17 protein-coding genes are annotated in these 15,434 nt (G+C 75.1%); 7 read left to right on the top strand and 10 right to left on the bottom strand.

The features are described 5' to 3' along the window. Positions 1 to 43: 43 nt before the first annotated feature. The 3 genes from ACIQOE_RS27900 to ACIQOE_RS27890 all read right to left on the bottom strand — a co-directional run bounded on the left by ACIQOE_RS27900 (position 44) and on the right by ACIQOE_RS27890 (position 2,221). Entirely contained in the window at positions 44 to 496 is a 453-nt protein-coding gene (locus ACIQOE_RS27900) for an Lrp/AsnC family transcriptional regulator (RefSeq protein WP_362644678.1), read from the bottom strand. Between the two features lie 79 nt (positions 497 to 575). Further along, complete coding sequence (locus ACIQOE_RS27895) at positions 576 to 1,040, bottom strand: nitroreductase family deazaflavin-dependent oxidoreductase (protein WP_365565334.1); 465 nt, start codon at positions 1,038 to 1,040, stop codon at positions 576 to 578. Further along, positions 1,037 to 2,221 carry an acyl-CoA dehydrogenase family protein gene (locus ACIQOE_RS27890; protein WP_401414400.1) on the bottom strand — a complete coding sequence of 395 codons (1,185 nt, stop codon included), beginning with the start codon at positions 2,219 to 2,221 and terminating at the stop codon, positions 1,037 to 1,039. The genes ACIQOE_RS27895 and ACIQOE_RS27890 overlap by 4 nt, the downstream gene beginning before the upstream one ends. A 100-nt stretch (positions 2,222 to 2,321) precedes the next feature. Between ACIQOE_RS27890 and ACIQOE_RS27885 the strand changes: the two genes are divergently transcribed. Then, entirely contained in the window at positions 2,322 to 3,491 is a 1,170-nt protein-coding gene (locus ACIQOE_RS27885) for a thiolase C-terminal domain-containing protein (protein ID WP_351321262.1), read from the top strand. 49 nt (positions 3,492 to 3,540) lie between these two features. Here ACIQOE_RS27885 and ACIQOE_RS27880 read toward each other — a convergent pair whose 3' ends face one another. Next, positions 3,541 to 4,002, bottom strand: a complete 462-nt coding sequence (locus ACIQOE_RS27880) for a hypothetical protein (RefSeq protein WP_365565328.1) — start codon at positions 4,000 to 4,002, stop codon at positions 3,541 to 3,543. A gap of 151 nt (positions 4,003 to 4,153) precedes the next feature. On the opposite strand from ACIQOE_RS27880, the gene ACIQOE_RS27875 reads away from it, so the two are divergent. Further along, complete coding sequence (locus ACIQOE_RS27875; protein ID WP_401414397.1) at positions 4,154 to 4,825, top strand: pyridoxal 5'-phosphate synthase; 672 nt, start codon at positions 4,154 to 4,156, stop codon at positions 4,823 to 4,825. Between the two features lie 4 nt (positions 4,826 to 4,829). On the opposite strand, the gene ACIQOE_RS27870 is transcribed toward ACIQOE_RS27875, so the two are convergent. From ACIQOE_RS27870 to ACIQOE_RS27855, 4 genes are all read right to left on the bottom strand, one after another. Further along, entirely contained in the window at positions 4,830 to 5,282 is a 453-nt protein-coding gene (locus tag ACIQOE_RS27870) for a GNAT family N-acetyltransferase (protein ID WP_401414395.1), read from the bottom strand. Continuing rightward, entirely contained in the window at positions 5,279 to 5,728 is a 450-nt protein-coding gene (locus tag ACIQOE_RS27865) for a hypothetical protein (RefSeq protein ID WP_401414393.1), read from the bottom strand. Before ACIQOE_RS27865 ends, ACIQOE_RS27870 begins: the two co-directional genes overlap by 4 nt. Positions 5,729 to 5,767: 39 nt before the next feature. Further along, on the bottom strand, positions 5,768 to 6,373 hold the full coding sequence (locus ACIQOE_RS27860) for a GNAT family N-acetyltransferase (protein WP_351321269.1): 606 nt from the start codon (positions 6,371 to 6,373) through the stop codon (positions 5,768 to 5,770). A 68-nt stretch (positions 6,374 to 6,441) separates the two neighbouring features. Next, positions 6,442 to 6,852, bottom strand: a complete 411-nt coding sequence (locus tag ACIQOE_RS27855) for an OB-fold domain-containing protein (RefSeq protein WP_351321271.1) — start codon at positions 6,850 to 6,852, stop codon at positions 6,442 to 6,444. A 208-nt stretch (positions 6,853 to 7,060) separates the two neighbouring features. On the opposite strand from ACIQOE_RS27855, the gene ACIQOE_RS27850 reads away from it, so the two are divergent. The 3 genes from ACIQOE_RS27850 (at position 7,061) to ACIQOE_RS27840 (ending at position 11,398) form a co-directional block, all read left to right on the top strand. Continuing rightward, positions 7,061 to 8,227 carry a flavin-containing monooxygenase gene (locus tag ACIQOE_RS27850; RefSeq protein ID WP_401414390.1) on the top strand — a complete coding sequence of 389 codons (1,167 nt, stop codon included), beginning with the start codon at positions 7,061 to 7,063 and terminating at the stop codon, positions 8,225 to 8,227. A gap of 157 nt (positions 8,228 to 8,384) precedes the next feature. Beyond that, the gene (locus tag ACIQOE_RS27845; RefSeq protein ID WP_399012556.1) at positions 8,385 to 10,613 is read left to right on the top strand and encodes an acetate--CoA ligase family protein; all 2,229 of its coding nucleotides are present in this window, start codon (positions 8,385 to 8,387) and stop codon (positions 10,611 to 10,613) included. After that, positions 10,613 to 11,398 carry an enoyl-CoA hydratase/isomerase family protein gene (locus ACIQOE_RS27840; RefSeq protein ID WP_401414388.1) on the top strand — a complete coding sequence of 262 codons (786 nt, stop codon included), beginning with the start codon at positions 10,613 to 10,615 and terminating at the stop codon, positions 11,396 to 11,398. Before ACIQOE_RS27845 ends, ACIQOE_RS27840 begins: the two co-directional genes overlap by 1 nt. 12 nt (positions 11,399 to 11,410) lie before the next feature. Here ACIQOE_RS27840 and ACIQOE_RS27835 read toward each other — a convergent pair whose 3' ends face one another. Next, positions 11,411 to 12,340, bottom strand: a complete 930-nt coding sequence (locus ACIQOE_RS27835; RefSeq protein WP_401414386.1) for a hypothetical protein — start codon at positions 12,338 to 12,340, stop codon at positions 11,411 to 11,413. Positions 12,341 to 12,420: 80 nt separating this feature from the next. Here ACIQOE_RS27835 and ACIQOE_RS27830 point away from each other — a divergent pair, with 80 nt between their 5' ends. After that, a complete protein-coding gene (locus ACIQOE_RS27830; protein ID WP_401414384.1) occupies positions 12,421 to 13,047 on the top strand; it encodes a flavin reductase family protein in 627 nt (208 codons plus the stop codon). Here ACIQOE_RS27830 and ACIQOE_RS27825 read toward each other — a convergent pair. Continuing rightward, on the bottom strand, positions 13,044 to 14,354 hold the full coding sequence (locus ACIQOE_RS27825) for an MFS transporter (protein WP_401414382.1): 1,311 nt from the start codon (positions 14,352 to 14,354) through the stop codon (positions 13,044 to 13,046). The two genes, ACIQOE_RS27830 and ACIQOE_RS27825, sit on opposite strands and share 4 nt — an antisense overlap. A 71-nt stretch (positions 14,355 to 14,425) precedes the next feature. Between ACIQOE_RS27825 and ACIQOE_RS27820 the strand changes: the two genes are divergently transcribed. Next, on the top strand, positions 14,426 to 15,421 hold the full coding sequence (locus ACIQOE_RS27820; RefSeq protein ID WP_351321283.1) for a helix-turn-helix domain-containing protein: 996 nt from the start codon (positions 14,426 to 14,428) through the stop codon (positions 15,419 to 15,421). Positions 15,422 to 15,434: the final 13 nt, after the last annotated feature.

Below are 15,434 nucleotides of genomic sequence, written 5' to 3'. Positions count from 1 at the left end.
GTTCACCGGAGGTGGACCGCCGCCTGTCGCGCGACCTGTCCGGTCACGCCGGCAGCGCACGGTCCCGGACGACGTGCTTCATCACCAGGGTCGAGGTGAGGCGCTGCACGCCCGGCAGGGTCGCGAGCCGTTCGTCGTAGAGCCGCCGGAAGGCGGCGAGGTCGGCGGTGACCACCCGCAGCAGGTAGTCGGGCTCACCGAACAGCCGTTGCGCGTCCAGTACATGGGGGATCTCCGCGAGCGCCCGCTCGAAGCAGGCGACCGTGTCCCGGTCCTCCTGCCGCATGGAGACGAAGACCAGCGCCTCGAACGGCAGCCCCACGGACGCCGGGTCCACCACCGCCCGGTACCCGCTGATCGCCCCCGACCGCTCCAGTTCGCGCAGCCGCCGGTGGCACGGCGAGACGCTCAGCCGCACCCGCCCGGCCAGCTCGGTCACGGTCTGCCGCCCGTCCTGCTGAAGCTCGGCGAGAATCTTCCGGTCCACGTCGTCCATGGGATGGATTCTCCCCGCCCCGCGACCGGCCCCCGCGACCGCTCCCCTCGCGCGCTTCCCTCGTAACGGTCCCCGCTCCCTACGTCCTGTCGAGCCGGAAGACGCGGATCTCGCGGTCCACGCGGTCCTGGTAGGCGGCGTACGGCGGCCAGAACGCGAGCAGCAGCCGCCAGGCCTCCGCACGCTCCGCCCCGTGCAGCAGCCGGGCGGTGACGGGAACGTCCCGCCCCTTCCAGCTGATCTCGGCGGCCGGCCCTGCGAGGAGGTTGTACGTCCAGGCGGGATGGCCGGTGCGCCCGAAGTTGGAGCCGACGAGGAACCAGCCGTCCCCCGCGGGCATGCACGCCAGCGGCGTACGGCGGGGCAGGCCGCTGCGCGCGCCGGTGGAGGTGAGGATCACGCCGGGCAGCATCCGGGTGCTGAGCAGCGTCCGGCCGCGGCTGAGCCGGTGCACGGCCCGGTCCAGGGCCGGGACCACGTGCGGGGCCACCCGGGCGAACCCCCGGGTCGCGGAGACCCTCTGCACCAGCCGTTCGCCGATCACACCGCCACCTCCCGTCCCCCGAACAGCCCCGCCGCGTCGGCGGCCCGCGCGCGCAGCCGGTGCACGGGCCCGAAGAGCAGCTCGTCCCCGGCCGCCCGCTTGAAGAACAGGTGCGCCTCGTGCTCCCAGGTGAACCCGATCCCGCCGTGCAGCTGGATCCCCTCCGCGGCGGCCGACCGCAGCGCCTCCAGCGCCTGGGCGAGGGCCAGTGCGCCGGCCGGTTCCCCGTGGGCCGTCGCCCAGGCCGCGTAGTAGGCGGCCGACCGGGCCGCCCGCACCGCCACGTGCACGTCGGCCAGCCGGTGCTTGACGGCCTGGAACGACCCGATGGCCCGGCCGAACTGCTCCCGCTGCCCGACGTACGCCACGGTCCGCTCCAGGGCACGCTCGGCGGCCCCCACCGCTTCGCCCGCGAGCACGGCGGCCACGAAGTCGCCGAGGGCCGCGAGCGCCGGCCGGACGTCGGTGTCCGCGTCGCCCAGCGGTTCCGCGGCCACGTGGCGCAGCTGGATCCTGGCCTGCGGGCGGGTCGGGTCGAGGGTGGTGCGCCGGGTCCGTACGAGGCCGTCGGCGTCCCCGGCCACCAGGAAGAGCTGGATGCGCGAGCGGGCGTAGCCGCCGGTGTGCGCCGGGACCAGGAGCAGCCCGGCGCTGTGTCCGTCGAGCACCTGGTCGGCCTCGCCGTACAGCTGCCACCGCTCTCCCCGGTGCCGTGCCTGGACGCCGCCGGCCCGTCCGCCGCCCGCCCAGTCGCCGCCGCCCGGCCCGGTGAGCGCCAGGGCGGTGCCGAGCCGGTCGCCGGGGACGGCGAGGGCGGCGGTGAGGCCGCCCCGGGCGATCCTCGGCAGCAGGGAGGCCCGTTGGGCGTCGGTGCCGAGGGCGAGCAGCAGCGGGGCGGCGAGGACGGCGGTGGCGAGGAACGGCGAGGGCGCGAGGTCCCGCCCCAACTCTTCCGCGACGAGCGCGACTTCGGTGGCCGAGCAGCCGGTTCCGCCGTACGCCTCGGGGAGGGCGAGTCCGGGCAGGCCGAGCTGTTCGCCGAGGGCGGTCCACAGGGCGGGGTCGTGGCCCCGCGGCAGGTCGGCGGCGGCCCGTACGTCCTTGGTCCCGCACCGCTTGCGGAGCAGTTCGCGCAGGGCGCGCCGGATCTCGTCCTGTTCGTCGGTGAAGCGGGCGTCCATGACCGGACCTCCTGACGATCTGACGGCCCGTCATGCTAGGGGCAGCGGATGCAGATGCACAGGGGTGGAGGGGAACCGGATCTGATGTACCGTCAGATCCATGACCGGACCCCGCAAGGTCGCCGTCGTCGGCGTGGCCCTGTCCGACTGCGGCCGCGTGGACGACGCCACCGCCTACGCCCTGCACGCCCAGGCGGCCCGCCGCGCGCTCGCCGACGCGGGCCTCGGCCGGGAGGCCGTCGACGGCTTCGCGTCGGCGGGCCTCGGCACCCTGGCCCCGGTGGAGGTGGCCGAGTACCTGGGCCTGCGCCCCACCTGGGTCGACTCCACCTCGGTCGGCGGCTCGACGTGGGAGGTCATGGCGGCCCACGCGGCGGACGCGATCGCCGCCGGCCGCGCCCGCGCGGTCCTGCTGGTCTACGGCTCCACGGCCCGCGCCGACGTCAAGGCGGGCCGCAGGACCGGCAATCTGTCCTTCGGCGCCGGCGGCCCGCTCCAGTTCGAGGTCCCCTACGGCCACACGCTCATCGCCAAGTACGCCATGGCCGCCCGCCGCCACATGATCGAACACGGCACGACGATCGAGCAGTTGGCGGAGGTCGCCGTCCAGGCGCGGGCCAACGCGGCGCTCAACCCGGAGGCGATGTTCCGCACCCCGGTCACCGTCGACGAGGTCCTGTCCGGCCCGATGATCGCGGACCCCTTCACCAAGCTGCACTGCTGCATCCGCTCGGACGGAGGCGCGGCGGTGCTGCTGGCGGCCGAGGAGTACGTCCGGGACTGCCGCACGCGGCCGGTCTGGGTGCTGGGGACGGGCGAGCACGTCTCGCACGCGGCCATGTCCCAGTGGGAGGACTTCACGGTGTCCCCGGCGGCGGTCAGCGGCGGGCTCGCCTTCCGGCGGGCGGGCGTCCGGCCGTCGGAGATGGACTTCGCCGAGATCTACGACGCCTTCACGTACATGACGCTGGTGACGCTGGAGGACCTCGGCTTCTGCGCGAAGGGCGAGGGCGGCGCGTTCGTGGAGAAGGGCCGGCTGCGGGTCGCGGGCGGCGCGCTCCCGGTGAACACGGACGGCGGCGGCCTGTCGGCCCAGCACCCGGGCATGCGGGGCCTGTTCCTGCTGGTCGAGGCGGTACGGCAGCTGCGCGGCGAGGCCGGTGACCGGCAGGTGCGCCGGGCGGACGGCGGGCTGCCGGAGCTGGGGGTGGCGTCGGGGACCGGCGGCTGGTTCTGCTCCTCGGGCACGGTGGTGCTGGGCCGCGGGTGACACCGCGGGCGGGCCCGGACACCGGCGCGGCCCGGCACCGGGAGCCGCCTCAGCCGCGCACCGGCACGATCCGGTGGCCGCGGCGGGGCCCCGGGGCGTCGACCAGGCGGACGCCGACGTGGTTGCGGGCGACCGCCCAGGCGACGGCGGCGGCGACCAGGGTCAGGACGGCCGCGCCGACCGGGAGGAACGGCGGCGGCGACTGCCCGGCCGGAAGGGTGCGGCCGCTCTGGTGGACGGCATAGGCCAGCGAGGCGGCGGACAGCACCAGGGCGAGGACGCAGCCGGCGGCCCAGGTCAGCCGGGTGCGCCGGGTGCGGACGTGGTCGCGGACCTCGGCGAGGAGCGCGGCCGAGCAGACCGGGCACTCCAGCTCGACCCGGTCCCGGCCAGCCGCCGGCCGGACCAGCCGGAAGTCGCGGGCGGCCCAGGTGACCGTCCGCGCCCTGGGCCGCCCGCCGTCGCCGAGCACGTGCCGTACGCCCACTCTCACGGTCCTGGGTCCCCTCATGCCGGACAGTGTGGGCCCGGGGCACAGGTGTTCGCAGGAATTCGCCCGGTTGTGCCCGCGAGTCCGGCGGCCGGGTCCCTCGGGGCAGGCCGGGACACCGCACGACGTGCTGCCGGGGCGGCCGCGGGGGTCCCCGAGTGATACTCGGCACATGGCAGCAACGGATCTTCACGCCCTCCTGAGGTCGCTCCGGGTCTGGTCCCCCGAGACCACCGAACTGCGGCCCTTCGACCCGTCGTCGGCGCCGGACGACCCGCTGACGCTCTTCACCGCGTGGTTCGCGGACGCGGTGGCGGCCGGGCAGCCGGAACCGCACACCGTGTCGCTGGCGACCTCGGACGAGGAGGGCCGGGCGGACGTGCGGATCGTGATGCTGCACGGCGCCGACCGCGACGGCTGGTCCTTCGCCTCGCACCTGACCAGCCGCAAGGGCCACCACCTGAGCGCCCGGCCGTACGCGGCGCTGGCCTTCTACTGGCCGGTCCTGGGCCGCCAGGTCCGGCTGCGCGGGCCGGTCACCGCCGCCCCGTGGGAGGAGGGCCAGGCGGACCTGCACGCCCGCTCGACGGGCGCCCTCGCGGCGGCGCTCACCGGCAGGCAGAGCGGGCTCCTGGCCTCGCTGGAGGAGCTGCGCGAGGAGTCGGAGGCGGCCTGGGAGCGGGCCCGCGCCGACCCGGCCGCGCCCTCGCCGACCTGGACCCTCTACCGGCTGCGCCCGCAGGAGGCCGAGTTCTTCCAGGGCGATCCGGAGCGCCGGCACGTCCGCCTCCGGTACGTCGGCGAGGGCGACGGGAGCTGGCGCAAGCAGCTGCTGTGGCCGTGAGGCCCTACGCCGCTTCCCCGAAGCCGTACACCGCCCAGTCGGCCACCGGCCGGTAACCGATGCGCCGGTAGAGCGCGTTGCTCGTCGGGTTCGCGAGGTCCGTGACGAGCAGCACCCGGCCGACGCCCCGCGCCAGGGCGGCCCGGCTGACCTCCGCGGTCACCGCGCCGGCGTAGCCGCGGCCGCGCAGCCCGGGCGGGGTGTAGACGGGAGCGATCCGGGCCTGCCCGGCGACCGTGGGGGTCACGCCCGCCATGGACACCGGGGTGCCGTCGGGGGTCTCCCACAGGGTGACGCCGCCGTACGAGAGCCGGAAGTCCGCCCAGTCCGCGCTGTTCCGGACGCCCTGGACGCCCGCGTCGGCGACGAAGCCGTCGTGCCAGCGGATCAGCAGCTCCCGGTCGGCGGGTCCGGCCACCCTCGCCCGGCCGCCGGGCGCCGGGGCGGGGACCGTCAACTCGTCCAGGTTGTACAGCCGTTCGAGGTCCCGGAGCGTGCCGGGCGTCCCGGTGCGCCGCTCCCAGGCCGCGGTGAACGCCTGCGCCGTCTCGCGTTCCGCGGCGAACGCGGAGAACGGGTGGCCGAGGTGTGCAGCCTTTCGGCCAGGGACTCGCTCTCCGCGGCCGTCAGACGGGTGGTGCGCAGGGCGTACGGCGGGGTGTGCAGGAGGGCCGCGGCCACGCTGCCGTCGGCCCGGGTCAGGTGGCCGAGGAACGGCGGTGCGTCGCCGTACGCCGGCGCACCGCGCTGCCGCAGCTGCCGGGTCACCGTCAGGTGGACGGTGTGCAGGTCCGGGCGGGAGCCGAGGAACTCCTCCGCGCGGGCGAGGAACGCGCTCACGTCGGAGGTGAAGTGCCAGCCGGGCGCGCCGGCCGGCCGGGCTGCGGTGGTGTCGGGGGCCATGGTCGATGATCGCGCCGCACGCCGCGTCCCGCACGTGCTTTATCCGAGCGGCGGCTCCGGGTCCGAGGCCAGGCGGGCGTGCAGGTGGGCGTCCCGGAACGCGTGCGGCCGGCCCGCCTCGAACATCGCGCCCCGCAGGGTCCCCTCGTACGGGAAACCGCAGGTCCGCGCGATCCGGCAGGACGCCTCGTGGCCGAGGGCGTGGCCCAGTTCCAGGCGGTGGAGGCCGAGGTCGGTGAAGGTGAGGCGGGCGGCCAGGGCCAGGGCGTGGGTGGCCACCCGGCGGCCCCGCGCCTCGGGCAGCACCCAGTAGCCGACCCGGGCCGTGCGGGAGACCCGGTCGATCATGTTGATGCCGATGTGGCCGAGGGTGTCGCCGCTCTCCGCGTCCGCGATCCGGTACGGCGCGCAGCCTCCGGCGGCCGCCTGGTCCTGCTGCCGCAGCAGGGCGGCACGGGCCCCGCCGAGGTCGATGTCCGGCTGCAGCGGGGTGTTCCAGCGCAGGAACTCCAGGTCGGTGCGGCCGCGCAGCCAGGCCTCGGCATGGTCCGGCGAGTCCGGGTCCCAGTGGTCGAGGCGCAGGCCGTGGCCGTGCGGAGCGGCGTCGGAGCGGTGGGCGGCGGGCTGTTCGTCGGTCTGGGCCATGGGGCCATTGAAACCTCTGTGCCCAGCGGCGGCCCAGACCGCACCCCCGGTCCGCGCCCGCCGCTCCCTCAGCGCGCCGCGGGACGGAACACCGGTACGCCCGCGCGGAAGACGACCTCCAGTTCCAGTCCGGCGCGCGGCTCCGGCGTCTCCACCAGCTCGGTCATCATGCGCGGACCCTCGGCCAGGTCGACCACGGCGGCGACGTAGGGGACGCGGTCACCGAAGGGCGGCAGGTCGTTGCGGTGCACGACGGACCAGGTGTAGAGGACCGCGCGGCCGGTCGCGGGCCGCCAGGTGACGTCCTCGCTCCAGCAGTGCGGGCAGAACTCCCGCGGGTAGTGATGGGCGCGGCCGCAGGCGCCGCAGCCGCGGATCAGGAGCCGTCCCTCGGCCGCCGCCTGCCAGTAGGGGCGGGTGAAGGCGTCCGGTTCGGGGAGGTCGTACCGCCGGGCGGCCGGCGCGCTCGTCGCATCCATGATTCTGACGGTACGTCAGATCAGCGCGACGGCCCAGAGGATGACGGGCGGAGCCGGCCGAAGCCCGCCGGGAATGGGCCGTTTCCGTTCGGACCACGTGGGCTACGCCACACGTCCCACCCACTTCTCCTACGGGTGTGATCAATCCGCAACCAATTCCGGTCTTGACCGAGACCCATCAACGTAACGCGTGATTACGCTCCCGTCCATGGTCGCGTTTCCCCCCACCGTCTCACCCGTCTACGTCATCGGCGCCGGCCCCGGAGGGCTCGCCGCCGCATACGCGTTGCGGGCCCGGGGCGTCCGCGCCGTCGTCCTGGAGAAGTCCGACGAGGTCGGCGCCTCCTGGCGCGGGCACTACGACCGTCTCCGGCTGCACACCACCCGCCGCCTCTCGGCCCTGCCCGGACTGCCGATGCCGCGCCGCTTCGGCCGCTGGGTGGCCCGCGACGACGTGGTGCGCTACCTGGAGAAGTACGCCGAGCACCACGAACTGGAGATCGTCACCGGCGTCGAGGTCTCCCGGGTGGAGCGCGCGGCCGAGGGCGACGGCTGGCTGCTGCACGCCTCCGGCGGCCGGGAGCTGACCGGTTCCGCAGTGGTGGTCGCCACCGGCTTCAACCACACCCCGCGCATCCCCGTCCGGCCCGGCACGGACGGCTACGACGGGCACTTCCTGCACGCCGGCGCATACCGCAACGCCGAGCCGTTCGCCGGCCAGGACGTCCTGGTCGTGGGCGCGGGCAACACCGGCGCCGAGATCGCCGTCGACCTGGCGGAGGGCGGCGCCGCGCGGGTGCGGCTCGCCGTCCGCACGGTCCCGCACATCGTGCGCCGCTCGGTGGCCGGCTGGGCCGCCCAGTACAACGCGATCCTGATACGACGCCTGCCGGTGCCGCTCGTCGACCGGCTGGCCCGCGCGATGGCCAGGGCCAGCGTGCCGGACCTGGCCGCCCAGGGCCTGCCCCGCCCGGACAGCGGCCTGCTCAGCCGGGTCGGGCAGGGCGCCGTCCCGGTCCTGGACGTCGGCCTCCTGGACGCGGTGCGCGAGGGCCGGGTCGAGGTCGTGGCCGCTCTCGACGGCTTCGAGGACGGCAAGGCCGTCCTCGCCGACGGCACCCTGCTCTCCCCCGACGCGGTGATCGCCGCGACCGGGTACGCGCGCGGGCTGGAGAGCCTGGTCGGCCACCTCGACGTCCTCGACGGCCACGGGCTGCCGGTCGCCCACGGGCCCCGCGCCCCGAAGAACGCCCCCGGCCTGTACTTCACCGGCTACACCAACCCCATCAGCGGCATGTTCCGGGAGATGGCGATCGACGCGGAGCGGATCGCTAAGGCCGTCGCCCGGCGGCAGCGGGCGGCCCAGGGGCGGTGACGGCCCCGTCCGCGCCGGGCCGGACCGGGGCGGAAACCGGGGCGAGAAGCACTTTCCGCGTCGACTTTGCGTGCAGACCAGTTCCTGACGCTGCGTCAGTTCAGTAATCTGACACAGCGTCAGTTTATTGGGCTGTCACACAGGAGCGGGCGGAACGATGCTTGGATCAACCCACGGCACCCTCACCACCGACTCCCGCCGGGCCCGGGTCATCGCCTGCGGTGAGCAGCGACCCGGGCCCGCCGTCCACGGCCGGACGGCCGACACGGACGAACAGGACGTCAGCGGACGACCGCTGTACGCGGACGTCCCCGACCTGGACCGGTTCTTCCGGCCCGGGTCGGTCGCCGTGATCGGCGCCTCGGACACCGAGGGACGGCCCAACACCGGCATCACCCGGCAGCTCCTGGACTGGGCGGAGCGGGTCGGGGCCCGGGTGCATCCGGTGCACCCGACCCGGCCCTCGGTCTTCGGCATCCCCTGCGCCGCGTCCGTGGCCGACCTGCCCGAGGAGATCGACCTCGCCGTGCTCCTGGTCGCCGACCCCCTCCCGGTGATCGAGGAACTGACCGAGGCCAAGGTGCGGTTCGCCGTGGTCTTCGCCTCCGGGTTCGCCGAGACCGGCGAGGAGGGGGCCGCCGCCCAGGTCCGGCTCGCCGCCGCCGTGCGCCGCTCGGGACTGCGGCTGCTCGGCCCGAACACCAACCTGAACGCCTTCGAGCGGTTCCGGGACGACCTGGAGGGGCCGGCGATCGCGCTGATCACCCAGTCCGGGCACCAGGGCCGGCCCGTCTTCGCCGCCCAGGAACTCGGCATCCGCCTCTCGCACTGGGCACCCACCGGCAACGAGGCCGACCTGGAGACCGCCGACTTCATCTCCTACTTCGCCGAACGCCCCGAGGTCGGCGCCATCGCCTGCTACGTGGAGGGCCTCAAGGACGGCCGCGCCTTCCTGCTGGCCGCCGACCGCGCGGCCCGCCGCGAGGTGCCGGTGGTCGCCGTGAAGGTCGGCCGCACCGAGGCCGGCGCCCGCACCGCCGCCTCCCACACCGGCAAGCTGACCGGCGCCGACGACGTGATCGACGCGGCCCTGCGCCAGTACGGCGTGATCCGCGTCGACGGCCTCGACGAACTCCAGGACACCGCGGCCCTGCTGGCCCGCGCACGGGCACCGCGCGCCGACGGCGTGGTCGTCTACTCGATCTCGGGCGGCACCGGCGCGCACGTAGCCGACCTGGCGTCCGGTCTCGGGCTGAAGCTGCCGGTGCTGTCCGAGGCGCGCCAGGCCGAGCTGCACCAGTGGATACCGCAGTACCTGAGCGTGGCCAACCCGGTCGACAACGGCGGTCATCCGGTGGGCGACTGGCGCGGCCGGAAGATCATCGACGCGATCCTCGCCGACCCGGCGGTCGGCGTGCTGATCTGCCCGGTCACCGGCCCCTTCCCGCCGCTCAGCGACCGGCTGGTGCGGGACCTGGTCGACGCGGCCGAGGCCAGCGACAAGCTGGTGTGCGTGGTGTGGGGGTCACCGGTCGGCACCGAACCCGCCTACCGCGAGGTCCTGCTGGGCTCCTCCCGGGTGGCCACCTTCCGCACGGTCGGCAACTGCCTCACCGCCGTCCGCGCCTACCTCGACCACCACCGCTTCGTCCGCTCGTACCACTCCCCCTTCGACGAGGCCCCGCGCACGCCGTCGCCCTCGTACCGCAAGGCGCTCGCGCTGATGCGGCCGGGTCAGCAGCTCAGCGAGCACGCGGCGAAGCAGCTGCTGCGCGCCTACGGCATCCGGGTGCCGCGCGAGCAGCTGGTGACCAGCGCGGCCGCCGCCGTGCGCGCGGCGGGCCTGGTCGGCTACCCGGTGGTGATGAAGGCGTCCGGCGCGCAGATCGCCCACAAGACCGAGCTGGGCCTGGTGAAGGTCGGGCTGACCTCCGCGAGCCAGGTCCGGGACGCCTACCGGGAGCTGACCGACATCGCCCGCTACGAGGGCGTCGCCCTCGACGGGATCCTGGTCTGCCAGATGGTCGAGCGGGGCGTGGAGATGGTGGCCGGGGTCACGCACGACGCCCTGTTCGGGCCGACGGTGACCGTCGGGCTCGGCGGGGTCCTGGTGGAGGTCCTGCACGACACGGCGGTACGGGTGCCGCCGTTCGGCGAGGAGCAGGCCCGGGACATGCTCGCCGAACTGCGCGGACGGCCCCTGCTGGACGGGGTCAGGGGACGGCCGCCGGCCGACCTCGAAGCGCTGGTCGAGGTGATCCTGCGCGTCCAGCGGATGGCCCTGGAACTCGGCGACCACCTCGCCGAGCTGGACATCAACCCGTTGATGGTGCTGCCCGAGGGGCAGGGCGCGGTGGCGCTGGACGCGCTGGCGGTGTGCCGCTGATGGACACCGTCCGGTACCTGACCGAGGGGCGGGTCGCCCACCTCACCCTCGACCGCCCCGACGCCCTCAACGCCCTCACGCCCGGCCAGCGGGACCACGTCGTCCGGCTCCTCGACGAGGCCTCCGCGGACCCGGGGATCGGCGCGGTGGTCCTCACGGGCACCGGCCGCGGCTTCTGCGCGGGCGCCGACCTGCGTGGCGGCGCCGCCACGGCCGACCGCCTGCCCGGTGACGTGGCCCGCACCGTCCGGCGCGGCGCCCAGCGTCTGATCGTCGCCGTCATGGACTGCGAGAAGCCGGTGATCGCGGCGGTCAACGGCACCGCGGCCGGCCTCGGCGCCCATCTCGCGCTCGCCTGCGACCTGGTCCTGGCCGCCGAATCCGCCCGGTTCATCGAGGTGTTCGTCCGCCGCGCCCTGGTCCCCGACGGCGGCGGCGCCTACCTCCTGCCGCGCCTGATCGGCCCGCACCGCGCCAAGGAGCTGATGTTCTTCGGCGACGCCCTGTCCGCCGCGGACGCCGAACGCCTCGGCCTGGTCAACCGGGTCGTGCCGGACGAGGAGCTGGCCGGGACGGCACACGACTGGGCGGCCCGCCTGGCGTCCGGCCCGACCCGGACCCTCGCCCTCACCAAGCACCTGGTGAACACATCCCTGGACGCCGACCGCACCTCGTCCTTCGCCGCCGAGTCCACCGCCCAGGAGATCAACATGACGACCCACGACGCCCAGGAGGGTCTGCGCGCCTTCGTGGAACGCCGGAGCCCGGAGTTCCACGGGCGGTGAGGCCGGCCGGGGCTACCCCCGCCGGAGAATCCTCAGGGTGCCCGCGTCCGGGTCGCCGAAGAGCACGAAGAGCTGGGGCCGGTCCGCGCTGCCGCCGACCGACCACTGGGTGTCCCGGCCGCAGCCCCCGTCCAGTCCGACCAGTACGCCGTCGCGCCAGGTCCGGTGGGGCGCCCAGGTACCGGATCCCGTGCAGACGACGTATTCGGTGGCGGCGAAGTCGTCCGTGAAGGCCGCCGGTTCGGCGGGCAGCCCGACGGCCTCGGCGCTGCCGTCGGCGCGCAGCCGCAGCTCGGCGCCGTTCCCGTCCCGCCAGACCCCGGTCAGCTGGGCGGTGGTCAGCCGCGGCGGCTCGTACTGCGGGACCAGGCCCGCCCCGGACGCCAGCACCCCGCCGGCGAAGGTGAGGACGGCCAGCACGAACGAGCCGCCGGCGGCCCGCCACCAGAGGGCCGAAGGGCGCAGGGCGCGCCGCCGGACCCAGCCGACGCCGAGCGTCGGCAGCACGCCCAGTGCGGCCAGGACCGCGAACGCCTCGGTGAACGGCCAGGCCCCGAGCGACGCGAGGACCGCGCTCCACAGAGCGGCCGGCACCAGGGGCGCCGCCAGGTACCACGGCCAGGACGGGCCGCCCAGGCGCCGGCCCGCCAGCCGGGCCGCCACCACGGAGGGCAGGGCGAGCAGGAACGCCTGCGCGACGCCCAGCAGCGGCAGCAGGAAGGGGGCCAGGAACAGCAGGAACGCAGCTCCCAGGGCACCGCCGTTGCCTGCGCCGTAGTCGTCACGGCCGGAGCGGTCGATGTACGTCAGCAGTGCGGCCGCCGGCAGCTGGGCCGTGGCCACCGCGACCGCCGCGCCCAGATCGCCGCCGGACCAGACCGGCCGTCGCCCGCCGGACCGCTCGCGCGTCCCGCCCCGCCCGAGTACTTCTTCCCACCCCATGGACGCAGCGTACGAAGCGGTCGGAGGGCGTCCCGCACCCCCTTCCCATCTGATGCCCTGTCAGCTTCAATGAGTCCGTGATGGGACACGCAGGAGCGGCCGCCGCCGCTGTCCGTTATCTCCGGTCGGCTTCCTCGCCGGGGCCCGCTCCGGGGGCCGTGGAGGTGCTGCCGCGGCCGGAGTTGCGGTGTGTGGGTGCGGACGAGCGGGCGCCGGTGGATCCGGCGGAGTTCCGGCGGGTGCTGGGGAACTTCGCGACCGGGGTGACCGTGATCACCGCGCCGGCCGCCGAGGGCGAGTCCGCCCCCGCCGGTTTCGCCTGCCAGTCCTTCTCCTCGCTCTCCCTCGATCCGCCGCTGGTCTGCTTCATGGTCGCCCGTACGTCGGCCACCTGGCCGCGCATCGCCCGCGCGGGCGTCTTCTGCGTCAACGTCCTCGGCGCGGACCAGGGCGAGCTGTGCCGCGCCTTCGCGGTGAGCGGCGCGGACAAGTTCGCGGGCGTCGCCCACGACCCGTCCCCGGTGTCCGGCGCACCCCGCCTGGCCGGCGCCGCCGCCTGGATCGACTGCACGGTCCACGCCGTCCACACCGGCGGCGACCACCTGATCGTGGTGGGCCGGGTGGACGCGCTGGGCGCCGCCGAGGCCCCCGGCGGACCGCTGCTGTTCCACCGGGGCCGGTTCACCGGGCTCGGGCCGCTCGGCTAGACGGCCGGGGCGGGCGTGAGGGCGGCCGGGCGGCGGCGGATGACCAGGGCCATCAGGGCCGCCGCCGCGCACAGCGCGCCGGAGGCGTACCAGACCATGTCGTAGGTGCCGAAGGTGTCACGGGCGACTCCGCCTAGGTAGGCGACGAGGGCCGCGCCGATCTGGTGGGAGGCGAGCACCCAGCCGAAGACGATGGCGCTGTCGTCGCCGAAGTGCTCCCGGCACAGGGCCAGGGTGGGCGGGACGGTGGCGACCCAGTCCAGGCCGTAGAAGACGATGAAGAAGATCATCGGCGGATGGATGGCGGGGCCCAGCAGCATCGGCAGGAACAGGAGGGACAGGCCGCGCAGGGCGTAGTAGACGGCGAGCAGCCGCCGGGCCTCGAAGCGGTCGGTGAACCAGCCGGAGGCGATCGTGCCGACGACGTCGAAGACGCCGATGACCGCGAGCAGCGAGGCCGCCGTGGTGACCGGCAGGCCGTGGTCGTGCGCGGCGGGCACGAAGTGCGTCTGGACCAGGCCGTTGGTGGAGGCCCCGCAGATCGCGAAGGTGCCGGCGAGCAGCCAGAAGGGGCCGGTGCGGACGGCGGACAGCAGCACCCCGACGGTCCGGCGCGCGGCTCCGGTGACCGGGGCCGGCTTCGGCACGAACTCCGTCGCGCCGTAGGGCTTCAGACCCACGTCGGCCGGGTGGTCGCGCAGCAGCAGCCAGACGAACGGGACCACCGCGAGGGCGGCCAGGGCGACTGTGACGGCGGCCGGGCGCCAGTCGTGGCGCTCGACCATCCAGGACAGCAGCGGCAGGAAGATCAGCTGACCGGAGGCGGACCCGGCGGTGAGGATGCCGCTGACCAGGCCGCGCCGCGTGGTGAACCAGCGGTTGGTGACCGTGGCGGCGAAGGCCAGGGCCATCGAGCCGGAGCCGAGGCCGACCAGCAGGCCCCAGCACAGCAGCAGTTGCCAGGCCGTCGTCATCCACACGGTCAGCCCCGCGCCGACCGCGATGACGGTCAGGGCCACGGCCACCACCCGGCGGATGCCGAACCGGTCCATCAGGGCGGCCGCGAACGGCGCGGTGAGCCCGTACAGCGCGAGGTTGACGGAGACGGCCGCGCCGATCGTGCCGCGCGACCAGCCGAACTCCTGGTGCAGGGGGTCGATGAGCAGGCCGGGCAGGGAGCGGAAGGCGGCCGCGCCGATGATCGTGACGAAGGTGACGGCGGCGACGAACCAGGCACGGTGGACGCGCGGCGGACGGGCGGGCTCCGGAGCCTCGACGGGTGCTGCGGCTTCGCTTGTCTGGGTCACGCCCTACAGCTTCGGGCAGCGGGTTCACTCCATCGAGTGGCCCGGAGGACAGTGTTCGCTAGGATCGGGCCATGAGCCGTGGTCCCGGGTTCCGCCCGCACCGAGTCGTCGTCCTCGCCCTGGACGGCCTGCTCCCGTTCGAGCTGGGCATCCCGCACCGCATCTTCGGCCGGCCCAAGGACGCCCGGGGACGGCACCTGTACGAGGTCGTGACCTGCTCGGTGCGGCCGCCGGGGCCGGTCGAGACGGACGCCGACTTCGCGGTCCACGTGCCGAACGGCCCGGAGGCGCTGGCCACCGCCGACACGGTGGTGGTCCCGGCCTCGTACGAGCTGGGCCCGGTCTTCGAGCAGGGCGTCCTCACCCCCGAACTGGCCGCCGCGCTCGCCCTGATCCGCCCCGGCACCCGGCTGGCCTCCATCTGCACCGGCGTCTACGTGCTGGCCGCCGCCGGCTACCTGGACGGCCGCCCGGCGACCACGCACTGGGCCGAGGCGGACCATCTCCAGCGGCTCTTCCCGCAGGTCCGGGTCGACGCGGACGTCCTGTTCATCGACGACGGGGACGTGCTGACGTCCGCCGGGGTGGCGGCCGGCATCGACCTGTGCCTGCACATGGTCCGCCGCGACCACGGCACCGCCGTCGCCAACGAGGTGGCCCGCCGTACCGTCGTACCGCCGCACCGGGACGGCGGCCAGGCCCAGTACATCCACCGCCCGGTCCCCGACCCGCAGGTCGCCGGCACCGCGGCCGCCCGCGCCTGGGCCCTGGACCGCCTGCACGAGCCCATCCAGCTGCGGGACATGGCCGGGCAGGAGGCCATGTCGGTACGGACCTTCACGCGCCGCTTCCGCGAGGAGACCGGCATCAGCCCCGGCCAGTGGCTCGCCCAGCAGCGCGTCGAACGCGCCCGGCACCTCCTGGAGTCCACCGGGCTGTCCATGGACCGGGTGGCCCGGGACTCCGGCTTCGGCACGGCGCAGTCGATGCGGCAGCACCTCCAGTCGGCGCTCGGCGTCACCCCGACCGCCTACCGCCGGACCTTCCGGGCCGCCGCGGTCCGCTGACGGCCCGCCGGCA

This window comes from Streptomyces sp. NPDC091282, from assembly GCF_044757385.1.
Taxonomy (GTDB): Bacteria; Actinomycetota; Actinomycetes; order Streptomycetales; family Streptomycetaceae; genus Streptomyces; species Streptomyces gramineus.
The sequence above is the reverse complement of the archived record's forward strand: the minus strand, read 5'-3'. Positions and strand labels throughout refer to the sequence as shown.